We start from the raw sequence: 17,965 nt of genomic DNA, 5'->3' as shown, positions 1-17,965 counted from the left end.
TCATTCCTGTCCACGGCCGAGCAAACGGGAGAAGGAACGTGATCGAGCAGCTGAGCGGGCCGCTGACCGCCTTTCTCGGCATAGCGGCGCTGGTCATCGTGACGCCCGGGCCGGACACGGCCGTCACGATCCGCAACACCCTGGCGGGCGGTCGCGCCGGTGGGCTGGCGACCGCGCTCGGCGTCTCGACCGGGCAGTCGGTCTGGGCGCTCGCCACGAGTGCCGGCATCGCCGCGCTGCTCGTCGCCTCGGAGCCGCTGTTCCTGGCGGTGAAGTACGCCGGTGCCGCCTACCTCGTGCTGCTCGGCCTGCAAGCGCTGAGGGAGGCCTGGCGGCCGTCGGCGGGGGTCGGCGGGCAGGCGGCCGAGGGCGGCCGGGCGGCGCGCCTGCCGGCGCGCGCGGCCTTCCGCCAGGGGGTGGTCAGCGACCTCGGGAACCCGAAGATGGCGGCCTTCTTCACCAGCCTGCTGCCGCAGTTCGCCCCGGCGGGGCCCGGCGGACCGGCACGCTTCGAGGACCTGGCGGCCCTCGGCCTGCTGTTCGCGCTCATGACCCTGCTGTGGCTGGCGGCCTACACCCTGGCGGTCGCCCGGGTCGGCGACCTGCTGCGCCGCCCGCCGGTCCGGCGGCTGCTGGAGGGCGCGACCGGCGCCGTCCTGATCGGCCTCGGCCTGCGCATCGCGACGGAGCGACCCTGAGGCGGCGAGACCGGCGCGCGGCGGCTCAGTCGCTCGCCAGGCGACCTTCGCCGGCCTTGAAGAAGTACTGGCTGCAGGTCAGCCAGCCCTTGAGCGGCCGCAGCGGCAGCACGCAGGTCACGAGCGCCAGCGGCAGGCTGGTCACCAGGTGGACCCAGAAGGGCGGATCGGCCTGCACCTGCAGAACCAGCGCGAAGATCACCACCGGCACGCAGCCGAAGCACTGCACGAAGAAGGCCGGCCCGTCGGCGGGATCGGCGAAGGCGTAGCTCAGGCCGCAGACCTCGCAGCCGTCGCGGAGCGTCAGGAAGCCGTGGAACAGATGGCCCTGGCCGCAGCGCGGACAGCGTCCGCGGATGCCGGTTCTGACGGGCTTCAGAACGGGCCAGTCGCCCTGGGTGTCGCTCGCCGGGATATCGTTCGCCGGGATATCGTTCGCCAGGATATCGTTCACCCGGGCGCCGCTGGCTCGGGAGCCGCCGATCACGTTGTCCATGTCGCAGGATTCCTTGAGACGTTTCGGCTTATGTAGGTTATTTGTACGGATTATTTAGCCAGACATATCGGGGGCCATATCCATGCAAAGCTGGCTTCCCTTCCTGGCCGAGGAGCCCGGCCCGAAGTACCTGGCGATCGCCGATGCCATCGAGCGGGCGGTCCGCTCCGGCGTCCTGCGTCCCGGCGAGCGCCTGCCGTCGCAGCGCGAGCTGGCCCGGCGGCTCGCGGTCGACCTGACGACGGTGACCCGAGCCATCGGCCTCCTCCGCGATGCCGGCTGGGTCGAGGGCGCGGGGCGGCTCGGCACCTACGTGCGCAACGACGCGGGCGCGCTGGCGCGGCTGGACGACGGCGCGGCCGAGAGCGGCATGAACATGCCGCCGCAGCCGGGCTTCGCGCTGCTGGAAGAGGCGATCCGGACCGGCACGGCGAAGCTGCTGCGGGTCGGCGGGCAGTCGCCGCTGCTGCAATATCAGCCGAACGGCGGCAATCTTCACGACAGGGCCGAGGCGGCGGCGCGGTTCTCCGGGCGCGGCGTCGCCACCTCGGAGGACGAGGTCGTGATCGCGGCCGGCGGGCAGAACGCCCTGCATGCGATCCTCGCCGGCATCGCGAGGCCGGGCGACGTGCTCTATGCGGGGCGCCACGTCTATCCCGGGCTCCTGGCGCTCGCTGCGCGCTTCTCGCTCGCCGTCGTCCCGGTCGAGGGCGACGGCGAGGGCCTCGATCCGGACGCGCTGGAGGCGGCGATCGTGCCTGCCGCCAGGGCCCTCTACATCGTGCCGACCAACGACAATCCGACGACCGCGACGACGACGCTGGAGCGCCGCCGCGCGATCGCGGCCGTGGCGCGCCGGCACGGCCTGGCGATCGTCGAGGACGACGCCTACGGGCAGCTTCCCTCGGCGCCGCTGCCGTGCCTGGCCCGGCTCGCCCCCGAGCTGACCTGGCACATCGCCAGCCTGTCGAAGATCGTCTCGCCGGTCCTGCGGGTCGCCCACGTCCGGGCGCCCTCGGCCCAGCAGGCCTGGCGCCTCGCCGCCGACGTCCAGGAGACGGCGGTCATGGCGCCGCCCCTGAACGCCGCGCTGGTGACCGGCTGGATGCGGGACGGCACGCTCGAGCAGCTGGTCGCGGCGATCCGGGCCGAGGCCGTCGCCCGGCAACGCATCGTCGCCCGCCATCTGCCGGGCGCCGACTACGCGGCCCATCCGGAAGGCTATCATCTCTGGCTGCCGCTGCGGGACGGCGCGGGCGCGGCCGAGCTCGTCGCCGCCGTCCGTCCCCTCGGCCTCTCGATCGTCTCGGGCAGCGCCTTCGCGGTGCGCAGCGGCGATCCGCTCGAGGCCGTGCGGATCTCGATCGGCGGCGCGCTCGACCACGACCGCCTGCGCCGCGCGATCGAGCGCGTGGCCGCGATCCTCGGGGGCGGGGCCTCGCGCCGGGGCGGCTTCGTCTAGAGGGCGGTCCGTCCGGGCCCTAGGCGGCGGCCCGGCCCGCCTCGCGCAGCAGCAGCTCGGCCAGGGCCTCGGCGCCGCGGCGGTTGCCGTAGAGCACCGGGCGCTTCGCAGCGATCTCCTCGGCCCGGGCCTGCCGCAGCGCCGGATCGCCGGCCAGCGCCACGGCCTGGCGCACGTAGTCCTCGACATCGTGGGCGACCGGGCCGGCAAAGCCCATGGCCCGATAGAAGCCGGCGGTGCTGCGGCTGCGCGTCAGCGGCCCCTCCAGCGTGACCGGCGGGCGCCCGACGGCGAGCGCGGCGAGGCTGGTCGTGCCGCCGCCGAAGGGGAAGGAATCGAGCAGCACGTCGCAGGCCTGCAGCAGGGCCGGGAAGGCCCGGCCGCCCTGGTAGGGCAGGAAGCGGACCCGGGCCGCGAGGCTGCCGAGGCTCTCGGCGAAGCGGGCGCGCAGGGCTTCGCCCAGCTTCGGGCTGTAGCGGTCCTCGACCAGCAGGACCAGGGCCTCGGGATCGGCCGCGAGGATGCCGGCGAAGGCCTCGTCCATGGCCGGGTGCAGCTTGAACAGCATCATCGGGCAGCAGTAGAGCCGCGCGGCCGCCGGCAGGCCCAGGGCTTCGCGATCCGCGGGCGGCGGCGGCGCGGCGGGCTCCTCGAACACGCCGGGCACCCAGGGCAGGGTCACCAGGCGCTCGGTGAAGCCCTCGTCGAAGCCGGGGCCGCACAGCGGCTCGGCGGTGACGAAGAGGTCGAGCGCCGGCACGCCGCTGGTCATCGGGTGGCCGTTCAGCACCAGCTGCAGCGGCGCCAGGCGGCTGAACGACAGGAAGTAGCTGAAGGGATCGAAGCCGAGGTCGGTGTAGATCAGGGCGTCGAGCCGGGCTTCGGCGATCCGGCGCCGGGCCGCTGCGAGATCGCGGGGCAGGGGCAGGGTGTCGCCGGCGGCGGCCCGGCCGCTGTCGAACCGCAGCACCTCCAGCCCGGCCTCGGCCAGGGCCGCCGCGGTGCCGCGATAGCAGCTGCCGACCGAATGGCCCTGCCAGTGGCTCGACAGCAGGCCGATGCGCGGCCGGGTGCCGGCGTTCGGTCGCGGCGCCGGCGCCTCGGCGGGCAGCAGCCCGCCGAACAGGCGGCCGAGCCTGGCTTGGGTCTCGCGCTCGTCGCGGCCCTGGAAGGCGAGGTAGAAGGGCAGCTCCGCGAGCTCGGCGAGCGGGTCGGCGACCGTCAGGCGCTCGCCGAGCAGGCTGTCGAGAGAGGCCAGGAAGCGCTGCCGGTGGCTCTCCAGGTCGGCCTCGGAGCGGTAGACCGGCGGCAGCATCAGGCCGTGCTTGATGCGCAGCGCGTCGCGCGGCTGCAGTTGGAAGGAGCGTCGGTAGGCCTCCTCGGCCTCGGCGAGGCTGCCCTCGGCCTGCAGGGCATCGCCCAGCCGCTCCCAGTTGCGCGCGCCGGCCGGGTTGGCGGCGACGGCGCGGCGCAGGCCGGCCAGGGCCTCGGCGAAACGGCCGCGGCGGCGCAGCAGGTCGGCGTGGTTGCCGAGCGCGTCGGCATGGTCGGGCTGGAGGGCCAGCACCCGCTCGTAGGCCGCCAGCGCCTCGTCGTCCCGGCCGCCTTCCTCGCGCAGCGTGCCCAGGTTGTTCCAGGCGTCGGCATGGTCGGGGCTGGTCCTCAGGGCCCGCTCCAGCGCGCGTTCGGCGGCCTCGCGCCGGTCGAGCGCCTTGAGCAGGACGGCGAGGTTGTTGAGCACCGCCGGATGGTCGGGATGCTGCTTGAGGACCCGCCGATAGAGCTTTTCGGCGCCGGGAAGATCACCGAGCTGCTGGCGCTCGACGGCCTTGAAGAAGGTCTGTTCGGCAGTGGCCATGCCGGCTTCTAGCCGGATCATGCTGAACGATCGGTAAAGGCGGGCGCATTTTAACCGGCGATTAAGCCTGTTATGTCAGGCTGTTGCCCCATGAGCGATGCCTGCATCGACCTGCCCGTCCTGAGACCGCGCCTGCCGCGCGCGGAGGCCCTGCTGCCCTGGCTGAAGCGCATCGACGAGGCCGGCTGGTACACCAACGCCGGACCGCTGCACAACAAGCTGCGCCAGCGCATGGCCGCGCACTTCGGCCTCGAGCCCGACTGCGTCACCCTGACGGCGAACGGCACGCTCGGCCTGACCCTGGCCCTGCAGGCCCAGCGGCCGCCCGCCGGCTCCTACTGCCTGATGCCGTCCTGGACCTTCGTCGCGACCGCCCACGCGGTGCGTCAGGCCGGCCTCAAGCCCTTCTTCGTCGACGTCGAGCCCGAGACCTGGGCGCTGTCGCCGACCAGCGCGCTGCTGCAGGCCGCCGGCGCGCCGGGTCCCGTCGGCGCCGTCGCGGTGGTCGCGCCCTTCGGCGCGCCCCTCGACCTCGGCGCCTGGGACCGCTTCCAGGAGGCCAGCGGGCTGGCGGTGGTGGTCGACGCCGCTGCCGGCTTCGACAGCCTGAAGCCTGGCCGCGTGCCGGCGATGGTCAGCCTGCACGCGACCAAGGCGCTGGGCATCGGCGAGGGCGGCCTGATCGTCACCGAGGATGCCGCGCTCTCGGCCGAGATCGGCGCGCGCAGCCGCTTCGGCTTCCGCGGCGAGCGCCTCGCCACGGTCGACGCGACCAACGCCAAGCTGTCGGAGTATGCCGCCGCCGTCGGCCTCGCCGCGCTCGACGCCTGGCCGGAGACGCGCGAGGCCTGGATCGCCCTGCGCCGGCTCTACGAGAAGGCCCTGGGCGGCCTGCGCGGGCTGCAGTTCGCGCCGGGCCTGTCCGGCGTCGCCGCCTCGACGATGATGGTGACCGGCCGCGGCGACGCCGCGGACATGGCCGAGGACCTGGCCGACCAGGGCATCGGCAGCCAGTTCTGGTGGGGCAGCGGCTGCCACCGACATCCGCCGTTCCGCGACTGCCCGCGCGCCGCCCTGCCGTTCACCGAGAGCCTCGCCGAGCGCAGCCTCGGGCTGCCGTTCCACCTCGACATGGGCGAGGCCGAGGTCGAGCGGGTCGCGGCGGCGCTGGGTCGTGCGCAGCGCCGGGTCGCTGCCTGAACTCGAAATTGTCCAATCTGTTGCGCTGAGGATCTGAGACGGCATGGCGGGAACGATCGGCGCCGACGGCTATCGGCGTTTCTGGGACGAGGAGCGCGAGACCCTGGCGCCCGAGGCGCGCCGCCGGGTGATCCTGGAGCGGATTCGCCACCAGCTCGACTACGCCTACCACCGCATCCCCTTCTACCGGGAGCTCTACGACCGCCGCGGCTTCCGGCCCGAGCAGGTGCGCCGGCTCGAGGACTTCACCGAGAAGGTGCCGGTCGTCACCAAGGCGATGCTGCGCGAGAGCCAGGAGGCGCACCCGCCCTTCGGCAACTACCTCGGCGTCGACTTCGCCGAGGTCATGCGCATCCAGGGCACCAGCGGCACGACCGGCCAGCCGACGCTCTTCGCGATCACCAGGGACGACTGGGAGCACGTCTCCCAGGCCCAGGCGATGCAGGTCTGGGCAGCCGGCATGCGGCCCCATGACATCGTCCAGATGTCCTTCCCGCTCAGCCTCTTCGTCGGCGGCTGGGGCCTGCTCGGCGCGGCCGAGACGATCGGCGCCAAGGTCCTGCCGGTCGGCGGCGGCGAGAGCGACCGCCAGCTGCTGCTGATGAAGCGGGTCGGCGCCAGCGTGATCTGCGCGACGCCCTCCTTCACCCTGCACCTGCTGGAGCGCGCCAGGGCCCTGGGCGAGGACCCGGCGGCCTCGAGCCTGCGCCTCGGCTTCTTCGGCGGCGAGCCGGGCGGCGGCGTGCCCGCGGTCAAGCGCCGGCTCGAGCAGGGCTGGGGCCTCAAGGCGATCGACTTCGGCAACGTCGCCGAGGTCCATCCCTGCACCAACATGGAGTGCGAGCACCGCACCGGCATGCACACCTACCTCGACATCGACTACACCGAGGTGGTGCGCGCCGACGCGCCCAACGAGGCGGTGCCGATGGGCAGCAAGGGCGCGGTCGTCTACACCCAGCTCTGGCGCCGGGCGCAGCCGATGATCCGCTACTTCCCCGGCGACGAGACCCTGATGACCGACGAGCCCTGCGCCTGCGGCCGGACCTATCCGCGCCTGCCGCACGGCATTATCGGCCGGCTCGACGATCTGCTGGTCGTGCGCGGCGTCAAGATCTTCCCCTCGGCCGTCGAGGACGTGCTGCGCGGCGTGCCGGGCACCGGCACGGAGTTCCGCATCCACCTGGAGCGGCCGGCCGAGCTCGACGAGATCTCGGTCGAGGTCGAGGCCGGGGAGCCCGGCAACCCGGCGCTCCAGGCCGAGGTCGAGGCGGCCCTGCGCGCCGCCTTCGGGATCCGCGTGCCGGCCCGGCTGGTGCCCGAGCAGACCTTCGACCGCACCGCCTTCAAGGCGCGCCGCGTGATCGACCGGCGGCCGGCGCTCTCGGGAGCCGCGGCGTGAGCGGCGCGGCGGACGGCCGGCCGATCGTCATCATCGGCACCGGCGAGGGGCGCTGCGTGCTGGAGACCTGCCGCGACCTCGGCCTCGCCGTCGCCGGCTTCCTCGACACGCGCCGGCCGGCCGGCGAGATCGTCAACGACTGCCCGGTGCTGGGCGGCGAGGCGCTGCTCGACGACCCGGCCTTCGTGGCGGCGCACCGCTTCGCGCCGAGCGTCGGCGAGGGCGGCCGGCGCCTGGCCTACGCCGCCCGGGTCGAGCGGCTCGGCGGCGGCCTCGCGACCCTGGTCCATCCCAGCAACAGGGTCTCGCTCTACGCCGAGATCGGCGCCGGCTCGATCCTGCTCGGCAAGTCGGTGGTCAACCCGAACGCCAGCCTTGGGCGCTGCGTCCTGGTCGACTGGGACTGCACCATCGGCCACGACGACCGGCTCGGGGACGGCGTCTTCCTGGCGCCCGGCTGCCATCTCGGCGGCCGTGTCGTCTGCGAGGCGGAGTGCTTCCTGGGGCTCGGCGCCATCGTCGTGCCCGACGTGCGCATCGGCGCCCGCTCGGTGGTCGGCGCCGGCTCGACGGTGACCCGGGACCTGCCGGCCGACGTCGTCGCGCTCGGCAACCCGGCGAAGGTCGTCAAGCGCCGCGAGCGCGCCGCCTGAGCGCGGTTCGCCGATAGCGTTCACACTTCGTCAAGAAGCGGGACCTCGACGCGGCTTGACCCTGTCGGGCCTTCGGCTCACCTTCCGGCCCACGGGTAAAACTGCCGGAGCTTTCGTCGATGCCGCGCCGCCTTCCGTCCGTCTTCGCCGCCCTCCTGCTGCTCGTCGCGGCGCCGGCCCTGCTGCCCGGCAGCGCGCGGGCCCAGAGCCTGACCGTGGAGGGCAACATCGTCGCCGGCCCATGCACCCTGACCCGGGAGGAGCTCGACAAGCTGCCGCGCGGCGAGTTCACCACCACCACCCAGTGGACCCAGGGCAAGGCGACCTTCCGCGGCGTCATGGGCCAGGCGCTGATGCGCTCGCTCGGCGCCGCCGGCACGATGGTCGAGGCCCACGCCCTGGACGGCTACACCATCGAGATCCCCCTCGACGACTTCGAGACGACGCCGATGCTGATCGCCGACCAGATGGACGGCAAGCCGCTGCCGAAGGACAAGGGGCCCTTCTGGATCGTCTATCCCTACGACGCCGGCTACGACGCCCAGCAGTACGTCGACCGCTCGGTCTGGGCCCTCGACAAGCTGGTCGTGAAGTAGCCGGCCGGCGTCGGCGCGAAAAACAGGCCGCGCCCGGCAAGCGGGCGCGGCCAGTCTCGATCGGCTTTCGGCCGAACGCGGCCTCAGGCGACCAGGTCGACGGCGGTGCCGCGGCCCGCCGCCGGTGCCGGCAGCGACCTCTGAACGGCGCTCGCCGCCGTGTCGTCGCTGTCGCCGTCGTGGTCGGGACCCCGCTCCGCAGCTTCGGGGGCGGCGGTGTGCGCGGTCTGCACGCTGCCGACGTGCGAACCCATCGATCCTACCTGCATCGTGGTCTCCTTTTCAGGTTGGTGGGCGTTTCCCACCACCTGAAGGATAGCGTCCGAACCTGACCGAAAACTTGCGAAGGTCGCCGGAAGGCCCTGGATTTCCTGCGTTTTAGCCCTTCAGGGCCGCGGCATGGTGGCGCAGGTGGTCCTCGATGAAGCTCGCGATGAAGAAGTAGGAATGGTCGTAGCCGGGCTGCAGGCGCAGCTCGAAGGGCTGGCCGGCCCGGCGCGCGGCCTCGGCGAAGAGCTCGGGCCTGAGCTGCTCCGACAGGAAGTTGTCGGCCTCGCCCTGGTCGATCAGGATCGTCGCCTTCGAGGGCCGCTCGCGGACCAGCTCGGTCGCGTCGTACTGCCGCCAGGCCGCCCGGTCCTCGCCGAGGTAGCCGCCGAAGGCCTTGTGGCCCCAGGGCACCTGGCTCGGCGCCACGATCGGCGAGAAGGCCGAGCAGGAGCGGTAGGTCCCCGGGTTCTTCAGGTGGATCGTCAGCGCCCCGTGGCCGCCCATCGAATGGCCCATGATGCCCTGGCGGGCCGTGTCGACCGGGAAGCGCTCGGCGACCAGGGCCTGCAACTCCCGCGTGACGTAGGAGTACATGTTGTAGGCCTTCGACCAGGGCTCCCGGGTCGCATCCAGGTAGAAGCCGGCGCCGCTGCCGAAGTCGTAGCTCTCGTCCTCGCCGGGGATGTTCTGGCCGCGCGGGCTGGTGTCCGGCGCGACGACGATCAGGCCGAGCTCGGCGGCGACGCGCTGGGCACCGGCCTTGACCGTGAAGTTCTCCTCGGTGCAGGTCAGGCCCGACAGCCAGGTGAGGACCGGCAGCCGCCGTCCATCCCTCTCGGCCTGCTCGGCCTGGGGCGGCAGGTAGACGGCCAGCTTCATCGGGCCGTTGCAGGCCTTGCTGTCGTGCCGGTAGACGCCCTGGGTCCCGCCGAAGCAGCGGTTCTTCGAGACCGTCTCCAGCTCCATCAGTAGATCACCACGCTGCGGATCGACTTGCCCTCGTGCATCAGGTCGAAGCCTTCGTTGATCTTGTCGAGCGGCATGGTGTGGGTGATCAGGTCGTCGATGTTGATCTTGCCGTCCATGTACCAGTCGACGATCTTCGGCACGTCGGTGCGGCCGCGCGCGCCGCCGAAGGCGGTGCCGCGCCAGTTGCGCCCGGTGACCAGCTGGAAGGGGCGGGTCGAGATCTCCTGGCCGGCGCCGGCGACGCCGATGATGATCGAGGTGCCCCAGCCCTTGTGGCAGCACTCCAGGGCCTGCCGCATGGTCTTGACGTTGCCGATGCACTCGAAGGAGTAGTCGGCGCCGCCCTTGGTCAGCTCGACCAGGTGCGCGACGATGTCGCCGCCGACCTCCTTCGGGTTGACGAAGTGGGTCATGCCGAACTTCTCGGCCAGCGGCTTGCGCGCGTTGTTGAGGTCGACGCCGATGATCATGTTGGCGCCGACCAGGCGGGCGCCCTGGATGACGTTGAGGCCGATGCCGCCGAGGCCGAAGACCACGACGTTCGAGCCCGGCTCGACCTTGGCGGTGTTGACCACGGCGCCGACGCCGGTGGTGACGCCGCAGCCGATGTAGCAGATCTTGTCGAAGGGCGCGTCCTCGCGGACCTTGGCGACCGCGATCTCCGGCAGCACCGTGAAGTTCGCGAAGGTCGAGCAGCCCATGTAGTGCAGCACCGGCTTGCCGTTCATCGAGAAGCGGCTGGTGCCGTCCGGCATCAGGCCCTTGCCCTGGGTCGTGCGGATCGCCTGGCAGAGGTTGGTCTTGGGGTTGAGGCAGTACTCGCACTCCCGGCACTCCGGGGTGTAGAGCGGGATCACGTGGTCGCCCTTCCTGACCGACTTGACGCCCGGCCCGACGTCGACGACGACGCCCGCGCCCTCGTGGCCGAGGATCGCGGGGAACAGGCCCTCGGGGTCGTCGCCCGACAGGGTGAAGGCGTCGGTGTGGCAGATGCCGGTCGCCTTGACCTCGATCAGCACTTCCCCGGCCTTGGGACCCTCCAGCTGGACCGTCTCGATCGACAGCGGCTTGCCCGCTTCCAGCGCCACGGCGGCACGCACGTCCATAACCGGATCCTCCCTCGGGTTGCTTGGCGTTTCTGGCTGACGAAGCCGCATCCTGACAGCGCGCGCGGCGCCGGGCAACTGCCTGGCTGCAGTCGAAGCAACCCAAGGTTATGACCCTGCCGGGCCGCAAAACCGCCCCCGGGGCCCGCCGTGCAGCCGCCCGACGCAGGGACCGCCGCCCGACCGGCCGCCGGGCCCGTCGCCGCGCGGCACTGTGACGCCCACCTCGGGAGGACTACCGTGAGGGGTCCGGCTTTTCCTGTGATTCGGCCTTCGGGAGAGATGCGGCGGGACGCGGCTGAGCCGCCGTTTCAGTGGCCCATCTGCCCCGGCAGGAACAGCACCAGGGCCGGGATCAGCAGTAGCAGGACGAGGCGCACCAGGTCGGCGACCAGGAAGGGCAGGATGCCGCGTACGATGGTCTCCTGCCGCAGGCCCGGCACGACGCCCTGGATGACGAAGAGGTTCATGCCGACCGGCGGCGTGATCAGCCCGATCTCGGCGACCGTGACCACCAGGATGCCGAACCAGACCGCGTCGAAGCCGAGCGCCTGGATCAGCGGGAAGATGAAGGGGATGGTCAGCAGGATCATGGAGAGCGCGTCCATGAAGCAGCCGAGCACCAGGTAGAAGAGCATGACCAGCAGCAGCACGGCGAAGGCCGGCAGGCCGGCGGCCTGGGCCCAGCCGACCAGCAGCTGCGGCAGGTTCGAGGTCTCGACGAAGTAGTTGAACAGGCCCGCGCCGACCAGGATCAGGAAGATCATGCCGGTGGTGCGCGCCGTCTCGAAGGCGGCGCCCAGCAGGTCGCGCGCCCGGTTCCTGCGGCCCTCTCCGCGCCCGAGCAGGGCGAAGAGGAAGGCGCCGGCGGCGCCGACCGCCGCCGCCTCGGTCGGCGAGAACAGGCCGAAGTAGATGCCGCCAATGACCAGCGCGAACAGCAGCGCGACCTCCCAGATCCGGGCGACCGCGCGGCCGCGCCGGCGCCAGGACTGGCGCTCGCCGGCCGGTCCCAGCTCGGGATGGCGGCGGGTCTGCACGACCACGGCGGCCATGTAGAGCAGGGTCGAGACCAGGCCCGGGATCAGCGCGCCGACGAAGAGCGCGCCGATCGAGGTCTCGGTCAGCAGGCCGTAGAGCACCAGCAGGATCGAGGGCGGGATCAGCACGCCGAGCGTGCCGCCGGCGGCGATCGCGGCGCTGGCCAGGCGGTCGTCGTAGCCGTGACGGCGCATCTCGGGCAGCGCGACCTGGCCCATGGTCGCCGCAGTCGCCAGGCTGGAGCCGCAGATCGCGCCGAACAGGGCGCAGGCGCCGATCGTCGCCATGGCGAGGCCGCCGCGCCGGTGGCCGACGAAGGCGTTGACCGCGCCGTAGAGCGACTGGCTCAGGCCCGCGCGTGCCGCGAAGACGCCCATCGCGACGAACAGCGGCACGACCGACAGGCTGTAGGGGAAGACGCTCTCGAAGGGCGCCGAGCCGAGCGTGAAGGCGGCGCCCGGCCAGCCGTTGAGCAGCGCGAAGCCGGCGACCCCGGTCAGGCCCATGGCGACGGCGACCGGCACGCGCAGCAGGATCAGCAGGAGGGTGACGCCGAAGCCGGCGAGACCGAGCAGCGGCGGGCTCATCGCGGCGCTCCTTTCAGGGCAGCCGCGAGGTCGGCGAGCGCGACAAGCAGGGCCGCCAGGATCGAGAGCGCGGCGCCGGCCAGCAGCGGCGCCCAGTACCAGATGATCGGGATGCCGATTTCCTGGCTGACGTCGCCGAACGTCAGCTGCTGCTGCGCGGTGTCCCAGCCGTAGCGCAGCACCAGGGCCATCAGCGCGACCGAGAGCAGCTCGCCGAAGCCCTTGAGCGCGAGCCCGGCCCGGTGCGGCAGGCGGCCGCTCAGCAGGTCGACCGAGACGTGGGCATCGTCCAGGAAGGCCAGCGGCATGGCCAGCCAGGCGCCGGCCATGACGCAGAGCTGCACGATGTCGACCTCGCCGGCGATGCCGCTCTCGCCTAGCGACAGCGCGATGTCGAGCAGCGTCACCCCGACCGCGACGCCGAGCGCGGCGAGGCCGACGAGGGCGACGCCGCGGGCGACGAGGCGGGCGAGGGGCAGGGGGGAGGGGACCGCCTGCACCGTCCCTACTTCTTCTCGAACTCCGCCGTGTAGGCCTGGGCCTTGGCGTAGATCTCCCGCGCGTTCTCGACGCCCTGGTCCTCGAGCTGCTTGAGGTAGGCGTCGATCATCGGCTGCAGGGCCTCGCGCCAGCGCGCGCGCTCGGCGTCCGACAGCTTGGTGATGACGTTGCCGCGCTCCTCGGCGGCGGCCTTGCCCGGCGCGTCCCACTTGTCCCACCAGGGGCCGAACTTCGGGATCAGGTTGTCGCCGGACAGCTTGTCGACGCAGGCCCTGACGTCGTCGGGCAGCGAGTCGTAGCGCTTCTGGTTCATCACGAAGAAGAACGAGACGGTGTAGACCCGGGCGTCGAGGTGGTACTTCAGCACCTCGGCGAGACGGAACGACTTGACCGGGTCCCAGGGGAAGACCGTGCCGTCGATGACGCCCTTCTGCAGCGCCTCGTAGACCTGGCCCGGCGGCATGCCCTGGGGCACCGCGCCGAGCGCCTCCAGCATCATCGAGATGGCCGGCGAGGGCGTGCGGATGCGCAGGCCCTTGAGGTCGTCCATCGTCTTGACCTGCTTGTCGCGCGTGTGGATCAGGCCGCCGTTGTGGGCGTGCAGCGCCAGCACGTGCAGGCCCTTGTATTCGGGCTTCAGGTACTCGGGATAGAGCTTCCAGAGCGTGCGGGTCGCGGCGTCCGCGCTCTCAGTCAGGAAGGGCAGGTCGATCACCGAGGTGCGCGGGAAGCGGCCGCGCGGGATGCCGGTCAGGCCGTGGGCGATGTCGACGACGCCGGCCAGCACCTGCTCCTGCTGCTTGGCGACGTTGCCGAGCTGCGTGCCGCCCGGATAGATGTCGACGTGCACCTTGCCGTTGCTGCAGGCCTCCAGGTCGTGCGCCCAGGGCTCGATGAAGTCGGTGTGGATGCCGTGGACCGGCGGCAGGAAGTGGCTGAGCTTGAGGTTGATCTCGGCCGCCTGGGCCGCCGCCGCGGCGCCCAGCGTCAGCCCGGCGGCCGCCGCCAGGGCCAGGGTTCTGCGCAACATCGGGTGTCCTCCCTGCTTGGTTGGTTCGTTGTTCTTCGTCGTGCCCGTCGCTTCCTCGTCGCTCGCGCCTCTTCCCGTGTCATCGCCTCCTTGATTCGTCATCCCCGCGAAGGCGGGGATCCAGAAGACGACGAAGCCGGGGAACGGCCCGCCCGGTTTGCGCGGGCGGCGCTTTCCTCTGGATCCCCGCTTTCGCGGGGATGACGAATGAGGGGGAGTGGAAGAAATTTATATATAACAGCATTATGTGTTACATTCCTCACGTTTCCCCGAAAGTCACGGGATAGGACAGGAAGCCCCGGAACCGGGCCCGGCCGCCGCGGGTGAAGGGGCCGGCCGGGCGGAAGGAGGGGACGCGGGCGAGCAGGCGGCCGATGGCGATCCTGCCCTCCAGGCGCGCCAGGGTCATGCCGGCGCAGGCGTGGATGCCGCCGCCGAAGGCGAGGTGCCGGTTCGGCCGGCGCGCGACGTCCAGGCGGTCCGGCTCGGCGAACTGCGCCGGGTCGCGGTTGGCGGCGCCGATGCAGAGCGTCACCAGGGTGCCGGCGGGCACCGCCACGCCGCCGACCTCGGCGTCCGTCACCGCCCGGCGGTTGCCGAGCTGGTTCGAGCTCTCGAAGCGCAGGAACTCCTCGACGGCGCTCTCGATCAGCGACGGCTCGGCGCGCAGCCGGGCCAGTTCGCCGGGATGCCCGAGCAGGGCGGCGACGCCGTTGCCGATCAGGTTGGTCGTGGTCTCGTGGCCGGCGTTGAGCAGGAAGATGCAGTTCTGCACCAGCTCCTCGTCGCTCAATCTCTCGCCTTCCACCTCGCCGTCGACCAGCAGCCCCAGCACCTCGCCGCCCTCGGCGAGGCCGCCCCGGCGGTAGCGCGCGACGTGGCCGGCCAGGTAGTCGGAGAACTCCGTGACCGAGCGGTTGCCCCAGTCGAGCGCCGCCTGGCTCGGCAGCGGCTCCAGGGCGCCGAGGATCGCCAGCGACCAGTCGCGCAGGGGGCCGCGCTCGGCCTCCGGCACGCCCAGCATATCGCCGATGATCTGCACCGGCAGGCTGGCCGCGTAGTCGGTCACCACGTCCATGCCGCCGCGCGCCTCGGCCTTGTCGAGCAGGCCGTCGACCAGCGCGACGAAGCGCGCCTCCAGCAGCCTGAGGGCGCGCGGCGTGAAGGCCGGTGCCAGCAGCCGGCGCACCCGGCTGTGCTTCGGCGGGTCGTTGAACACCAGGCTGGTGGTGTGGTGGCGGTAGAGCGGGCTGTCGCCGTACTTCGGCCGGAACTCGACGGTCTTGTCCGAGGAGAAGCCCTCGTGGTCCCGGTAGACCCGGTTGAGGTCGTCCCAGCGGGTCAGGAACAGGCTGCCGTCCGGGCAGCGGTGCACCGGCGAGAGCCGGCGCAGCGCGTGGTAGGTCGGATAGGGATTCTCCAGGAAATCCGGCCCGACCTTCCTGAGGTCGAAGCCGCGGACCAGCGCCTCGTCCCGGCCGCCTGCCTCGCCGGCTCGCCCAGCCGCCACGGCCGACATCGCCTTCTCCCCGTCTCGCGTCGTTTCCTCGCCCCGCGCGCCTCTGCGGGCGCGTCATGGCTGTCCGGCGGCATCATCCCGGCCCCCGGCCTTGCGGTCAATCGCCGCGGCCGACTAATCTCCAGGGCCATGGAAAACCTCATCCACCAGGCCAAGGTCGACCTTGCCGCCTCGCTCCGCCTCGCCGCGCGCTTCGGCTTCAACGAGGGGGTCTGCAACCACTTCTCCTTCGCCGTGCCGGGGATGAGCGACCGCTACCTGCTGAACCCGCACGGGGTGCACTGGTCGCAGATGACGCCGGACGACATCCTGTTGATCGACGGCGAGGGGCGCACCGTCGAGGGCAGGAGCCAGGCCGAGCTGACCGCCTTCACGATCCACGGCGCGATCCACCGCGCCAACCCGCGCGCCCACGCCGTGCTGCACACCCATATGCCCTACGCGACGGCGCTCTGCTGCGTCGAGGAGACGGAGCTGGAGCCGATCAGCCAGAACGCGCTGCGCTTCTGGAACGACGTCGCCTACGACTGGGACTACAACGGCCTCGCCGAGGACGCCGCCGAGGGTGCGCGCATGGCCGCCTGCCTGGGCGACAAGAAGGTGCTGTTCCTCGGCAACCACGGCGTCATCGTGGTCGGCGAGTCGATCGCCAGGGCCTTCGACGACCTCTACTACCTGGAGCGCGCCTGCGAGCTGCAGGTGCTGGCGCTCTCGACCGGCAAGCCGCTGCGCCGGATCGGCGACAACGTCGCCGGCAAGGCCAAGGCCGACATCGACGGCGGTCCCACCGCCACCTACGCGGCCAAGCATTTCGACGGCCTGAAGGCCGTGCTCGACGCCGAGGCGCCCGGCTGGCGGGGGTAGGTCGCCAAGAATCTCCCTCTCCGCCCTTCAGGGGGGAGAGGGCCGGGGAGAGGTGGGGACCGACCCTGAAGCCTGTGCCGGCCTCTCCGTTCCGGCCGACCCCACCTCTCCCTGACCCTCTCCCCCCGAAGGGGGCGGAGAGGGGATTCGATAGGAGGCCTTTGGTGGAGCACCTGACCGTCCGCGCCAACGGCGCCGCCTTCCACGTCGCCAGGACCGGGCGGGGCGCGCCGCTGCTGCTGCTCCACGGCTGGCCGGAGTTCTGGCTGACCTGGGAGCCGGTGATGCAGCGGCTCGCGGAGCGCCACACGCTGATCGCGCCGGACCTGCGCGGCTTCGGCGACAGCGACAAGCCGGACGGGCCGTTCGGGCCGGCCGACCATGCCGCGGACCTGGCGGCGCTGCTCGAGGCCCTGGGGCTGGAGAAGGTCGGGGTCGTCGGCCACGACGTCGGCGGCGGTGTCATGCTGCCGCTGGCGCGCCAGGTCCCGGAGCGGCTCGCCGGCCTGTTCTTCTTCGGCTTCGTCCATCCCGGCATCGGTGGCCGCATGGCGGAGCCCGAGCGGCTCAACGAGATCTGGTACCAGTCCTTCAACCAGATGCCCTTCGCGCCGGCCCTGGTCGGCGCCAGCCGCGAGACCTGCCGGGCCTACATCGGCCACTTCCTGAGCCACTGGGCCCACCGCAAGGCGGCCTTCGAGCCGGTGCTCGAGGCCTGGGTCGACAACTTCCTCAAGCCCGGCAACCTCGCCGGTGGCTTCGCCCACTACCGGGCCAGCCACGCGCCGCGCATCGCCATGATGAAGGGCGAGGCGCCGGCGCTGCCGCCGATCGACCTGCCGACCTGCGTGCGCTGGGCCGAGCACGATCCGATCTTCCCCTACGCCTGGACCGACCGCCTGGGCGAGAGCTTCAGCGACCTCGACCTGGCGCCCTTCCCGGGCGTCGGGCACTTCGCCCACCGCGAGGACCCGGACCGGGCGGCGGCGGAGATCGGCGGCTTCTTCGCGCGGATCGGCTGGGCCTGAGGCGGTGGAGAGCCTGTTCTTCGACCTCGACGGGACGCTGACCGACCCGAAGCCCGGCATCGTCGGCTGCATCCGGCACGCGCTCGGCTGCCTGGCGCTGCCGGTGCCGGAGGCCGAGGATCTCACCTGGTGCATCGGGCCGCCGCTGCACGACAGCCTGGCCAGCCTCTGCGGCAGCCCGGAGCTGGGCGCGCGGGCGCTGGCGCACTTCCGCGAGCGCTTCGGCACGGTCGGGCTCTACGAGAACGCGGTCTATCCGGGCATCGCCGAGCTGCTGGCCGAGCTCGGGGCACAGGGGCGGCGCCTGTTCCTCGCGACCAGCAAGCCGCGGCCCTATGCCGAACGCATCCTGGCGCATTTCGAGCTGGACGGCTTCTTCGAGCGGGCCTTCGGCAGCGAGCTCGACGGGCGCCTCGCGAACAAGGCGGCGCTGCTGGCCCATGCCCTGGCCGAGACCGGCGCTGCCTCGGCCGGCGCGGTCATGATCGGCGACCGCTCCCACGACGTGGCGGGGGCCAAGGCCAACGGCCTGGCCTCGATCGGCGTGCTCTACGGCTACGGCTCGGAGGCCGAGCTGCGCGCCGCAGGGGCCGACGCGCTTGCGGCCACGGTACCGGCGCTGGCAGGGCTCCTGGCACCATCGGAAAAATCCGGCTGGATCTAGGGCGGCGGCGGCGGCGGCCTTAGC

Annotated in this window: 18 protein-coding genes; 9 read left to right on the top strand and 9 right to left on the bottom strand. The window is 72.1% G+C overall.

Going from position 1 to position 17,965, the window contains the following annotated elements; all coding sequences use genetic code 11:
• Window positions 1–38: 38 nt before the first annotated feature.
• Entirely contained in the window at window positions 39–698 is a 660-nt protein-coding gene (locus B9O00_RS09195; RefSeq protein ID WP_200808448.1) for a LysE family translocator, read from the top strand.
• 25 nt (window positions 699–723) lie between these two features.
• Here B9O00_RS09195 and B9O00_RS09190 read toward each other — a convergent pair whose 3' ends face one another.
• Complete coding sequence (locus B9O00_RS09190) at window positions 724–1,194, bottom strand: DUF983 domain-containing protein (RefSeq protein WP_085122176.1); 471 nt, start codon at window positions 1,192–1,194, stop codon at window positions 724–726.
• 82 nt (window positions 1,195–1,276) lie between these two features.
• Here B9O00_RS09190 and B9O00_RS09185 point away from each other — a divergent pair, with 82 nt between their 5' ends.
• Complete coding sequence (locus B9O00_RS09185) at window positions 1,277–2,656, top strand: aminotransferase-like domain-containing protein (RefSeq protein ID WP_085122175.1); 1,380 nt, start codon at window positions 1,277–1,279, stop codon at window positions 2,654–2,656.
• A gap of 19 nt (window positions 2,657–2,675) precedes the next feature.
• On the opposite strand, the gene B9O00_RS09180 is transcribed toward B9O00_RS09185, so the two are convergent.
• Window positions 2,676–4,514 (bottom strand): tetratricopeptide repeat protein, encoded by a 1,839-nt coding sequence (locus B9O00_RS09180; protein WP_159460154.1) that lies wholly within the window; start codon window positions 4,512–4,514, stop codon window positions 2,676–2,678.
• A gap of 90 nt (window positions 4,515–4,604) precedes the next feature.
• Between B9O00_RS09180 and B9O00_RS09175 the strand changes: the two genes are divergently transcribed.
• From B9O00_RS09175 to B9O00_RS09160, 4 genes are all read left to right on the top strand, one after another.
• On the top strand, window positions 4,605–5,714 hold the full coding sequence (locus B9O00_RS09175; RefSeq protein WP_085122173.1) for a DegT/DnrJ/EryC1/StrS family aminotransferase: 1,110 nt from the start codon (window positions 4,605–4,607) through the stop codon (window positions 5,712–5,714).
• Window positions 5,715–5,757: 43 nt separating this feature from the next.
• A complete protein-coding gene (locus B9O00_RS09170; RefSeq protein ID WP_085122172.1) occupies window positions 5,758–7,113 on the top strand; it encodes a phenylacetate--CoA ligase family protein in 1,356 nt (451 codons plus the stop codon).
• Window positions 7,110–7,766, top strand: a complete 657-nt coding sequence (locus B9O00_RS09165; protein ID WP_085122171.1) for a NeuD/PglB/VioB family sugar acetyltransferase — start codon at window positions 7,110–7,112, stop codon at window positions 7,764–7,766. The genes B9O00_RS09170 and B9O00_RS09165 overlap by 4 nt, the downstream gene beginning before the upstream one ends.
• A gap of 119 nt (window positions 7,767–7,885) precedes the next feature.
• The gene (locus B9O00_RS09160) at window positions 7,886–8,362 is read left to right on the top strand and encodes a putative pterin-binding protein (protein ID WP_085122170.1); all 477 of its coding nucleotides are present in this window, start codon (window positions 7,886–7,888) and stop codon (window positions 8,360–8,362) included.
• Window positions 8,363–8,445: 83 nt separating this feature from the next.
• Here the strand turns inward: B9O00_RS09160 and B9O00_RS32415 are convergent, their stop codons facing one another.
• From B9O00_RS32415 to B9O00_RS09130, 7 genes are all read right to left on the bottom strand, one after another.
• Complete coding sequence (locus tag B9O00_RS32415; protein ID WP_143596186.1) at window positions 8,446–8,631, bottom strand: hypothetical protein; 186 nt, start codon at window positions 8,629–8,631, stop codon at window positions 8,446–8,448.
• Window positions 8,632–8,740: 109 nt separating this feature from the next.
• Window positions 8,741–9,598, bottom strand: a complete 858-nt coding sequence (gene fghA / locus B9O00_RS09155) for an S-formylglutathione hydrolase (RefSeq protein ID WP_085122169.1) — start codon at window positions 9,596–9,598, stop codon at window positions 8,741–8,743.
• Window positions 9,598–10,707, bottom strand: a complete 1,110-nt coding sequence (locus B9O00_RS09150; RefSeq protein ID WP_085122168.1) for an S-(hydroxymethyl)glutathione dehydrogenase/class III alcohol dehydrogenase — start codon at window positions 10,705–10,707, stop codon at window positions 9,598–9,600. The genes fghA and B9O00_RS09150 overlap by 1 nt, the downstream gene beginning before the upstream one ends.
• A 311-nt stretch (window positions 10,708–11,018) precedes the next feature.
• The gene (locus tag B9O00_RS09145) at window positions 11,019–12,335 is read right to left on the bottom strand and encodes a TRAP transporter large permease (protein ID WP_085122167.1); all 1,317 of its coding nucleotides are present in this window, start codon (window positions 12,333–12,335) and stop codon (window positions 11,019–11,021) included.
• Complete coding sequence (locus B9O00_RS09140) at window positions 12,332–12,835, bottom strand: TRAP transporter small permease (protein ID WP_085122166.1); 504 nt, start codon at window positions 12,833–12,835, stop codon at window positions 12,332–12,334. The genes B9O00_RS09145 and B9O00_RS09140 overlap by 4 nt, the downstream gene beginning before the upstream one ends.
• A gap of 5 nt (window positions 12,836–12,840) precedes the next feature.
• Entirely contained in the window at window positions 12,841–13,866 is a 1,026-nt protein-coding gene (locus B9O00_RS09135) for a TRAP transporter substrate-binding protein (protein ID WP_085122165.1), read from the bottom strand.
• A 259-nt stretch (window positions 13,867–14,125) separates the two neighbouring features.
• Window positions 14,126–15,376 carry a cytochrome P450 gene (locus B9O00_RS09130; protein WP_200808447.1) on the bottom strand — a complete coding sequence of 417 codons (1,251 nt, stop codon included), beginning with the start codon at window positions 15,374–15,376 and terminating at the stop codon, window positions 14,126–14,128.
• A 138-nt stretch (window positions 15,377–15,514) separates the two neighbouring features.
• On the opposite strand from B9O00_RS09130, the gene B9O00_RS09125 reads away from it, so the two are divergent.
• From B9O00_RS09125 to B9O00_RS09115, 3 genes are all read left to right on the top strand, one after another.
• Window positions 15,515–16,249 (top strand): aldolase, encoded by a 735-nt coding sequence (locus B9O00_RS09125; RefSeq protein ID WP_085122163.1) that lies wholly within the window; start codon window positions 15,515–15,517, stop codon window positions 16,247–16,249.
• Between the two features lie 164 nt (window positions 16,250–16,413).
• Window positions 16,414–17,277, top strand: a complete 864-nt coding sequence (locus B9O00_RS09120; protein ID WP_085122162.1) for an alpha/beta fold hydrolase — start codon at window positions 16,414–16,416, stop codon at window positions 17,275–17,277.
• 4 nt (window positions 17,278–17,281) lie between these two features.
• The gene (locus tag B9O00_RS09115; protein WP_085122161.1) at window positions 17,282–17,941 is read left to right on the top strand and encodes an HAD hydrolase-like protein; all 660 of its coding nucleotides are present in this window, start codon (window positions 17,282–17,284) and stop codon (window positions 17,939–17,941) included.
• The last annotated feature ends 24 nt before the right edge of the window (window positions 17,942–17,965 follow it).

Source organism: Tistlia consotensis USBA 355, from assembly GCF_900177295.1.
Lineage (GTDB): Bacteria > Pseudomonadota > Alphaproteobacteria > Kiloniellales > DSM-21159 > Tistlia > Tistlia consotensis.
Note: the sequence above shows the minus strand (reverse complement) of the source record. Positions and strands in the feature narration are given on the sequence as shown.

What these genes read in the sequence shown, in the direction of transcription:
- B9O00_RS09190 (WP_085122176.1), bottom strand. Translation starts at nt 1,194, where the DNA reads ATGGACAACGTGATCGGCGGCTCCCGAGCCAGCGGCGCCCGGGTGAAC.
- B9O00_RS09125 (WP_085122163.1), top strand. Translation starts at nt 15,515, where the DNA reads ATGGAAAACCTCATCCACCAGGCCAAGGTCGACCTTGCCGCCTCGCTC.
- B9O00_RS09175 (WP_085122173.1), top strand. Translation starts at nt 4,605, where the DNA reads ATGAGCGATGCCTGCATCGACCTGCCCGTCCTGAGACCGCGCCTGCCG.
- B9O00_RS09170 (WP_085122172.1), top strand. Translation starts at nt 5,758, where the DNA reads ATGGCGGGAACGATCGGCGCCGACGGCTATCGGCGTTTCTGGGACGAG.
- B9O00_RS09150 (WP_085122168.1), bottom strand. Translation starts at nt 10,707, where the DNA reads ATGGACGTGCGTGCCGCCGTGGCGCTGGAAGCGGGCAAGCCGCTGTCG.
- B9O00_RS09160 (WP_085122170.1), top strand. Translation starts at nt 7,886, where the DNA reads ATGCCGCGCCGCCTTCCGTCCGTCTTCGCCGCCCTCCTGCTGCTCGTC.
- B9O00_RS09180 (WP_159460154.1), bottom strand. Translation starts at nt 4,514, where the DNA reads ATGGCCACTGCCGAACAGACCTTCTTCAAGGCCGTCGAGCGCCAGCAG.
- B9O00_RS09135 (WP_085122165.1), bottom strand. Translation starts at nt 13,866, where the DNA reads ATGTTGCGCAGAACCCTGGCCCTGGCGGCGGCCGCCGGGCTGACGCTG.
- fghA (WP_085122169.1), bottom strand. Translation starts at nt 9,598, where the DNA reads ATGGAGCTGGAGACGGTCTCGAAGAACCGCTGCTTCGGCGGGACCCAG.
- B9O00_RS09145 (WP_085122167.1), bottom strand. Translation starts at nt 12,335, where the DNA reads ATGAGCCCGCCGCTGCTCGGTCTCGCCGGCTTCGGCGTCACCCTCCTG.
- B9O00_RS32415 (WP_143596186.1), bottom strand. Translation starts at nt 8,631, where the DNA reads ATGCAGGTAGGATCGATGGGTTCGCACGTCGGCAGCGTGCAGACCGCG.
- B9O00_RS09185 (WP_085122175.1), top strand. Translation starts at nt 1,277, where the DNA reads ATGCAAAGCTGGCTTCCCTTCCTGGCCGAGGAGCCCGGCCCGAAGTAC.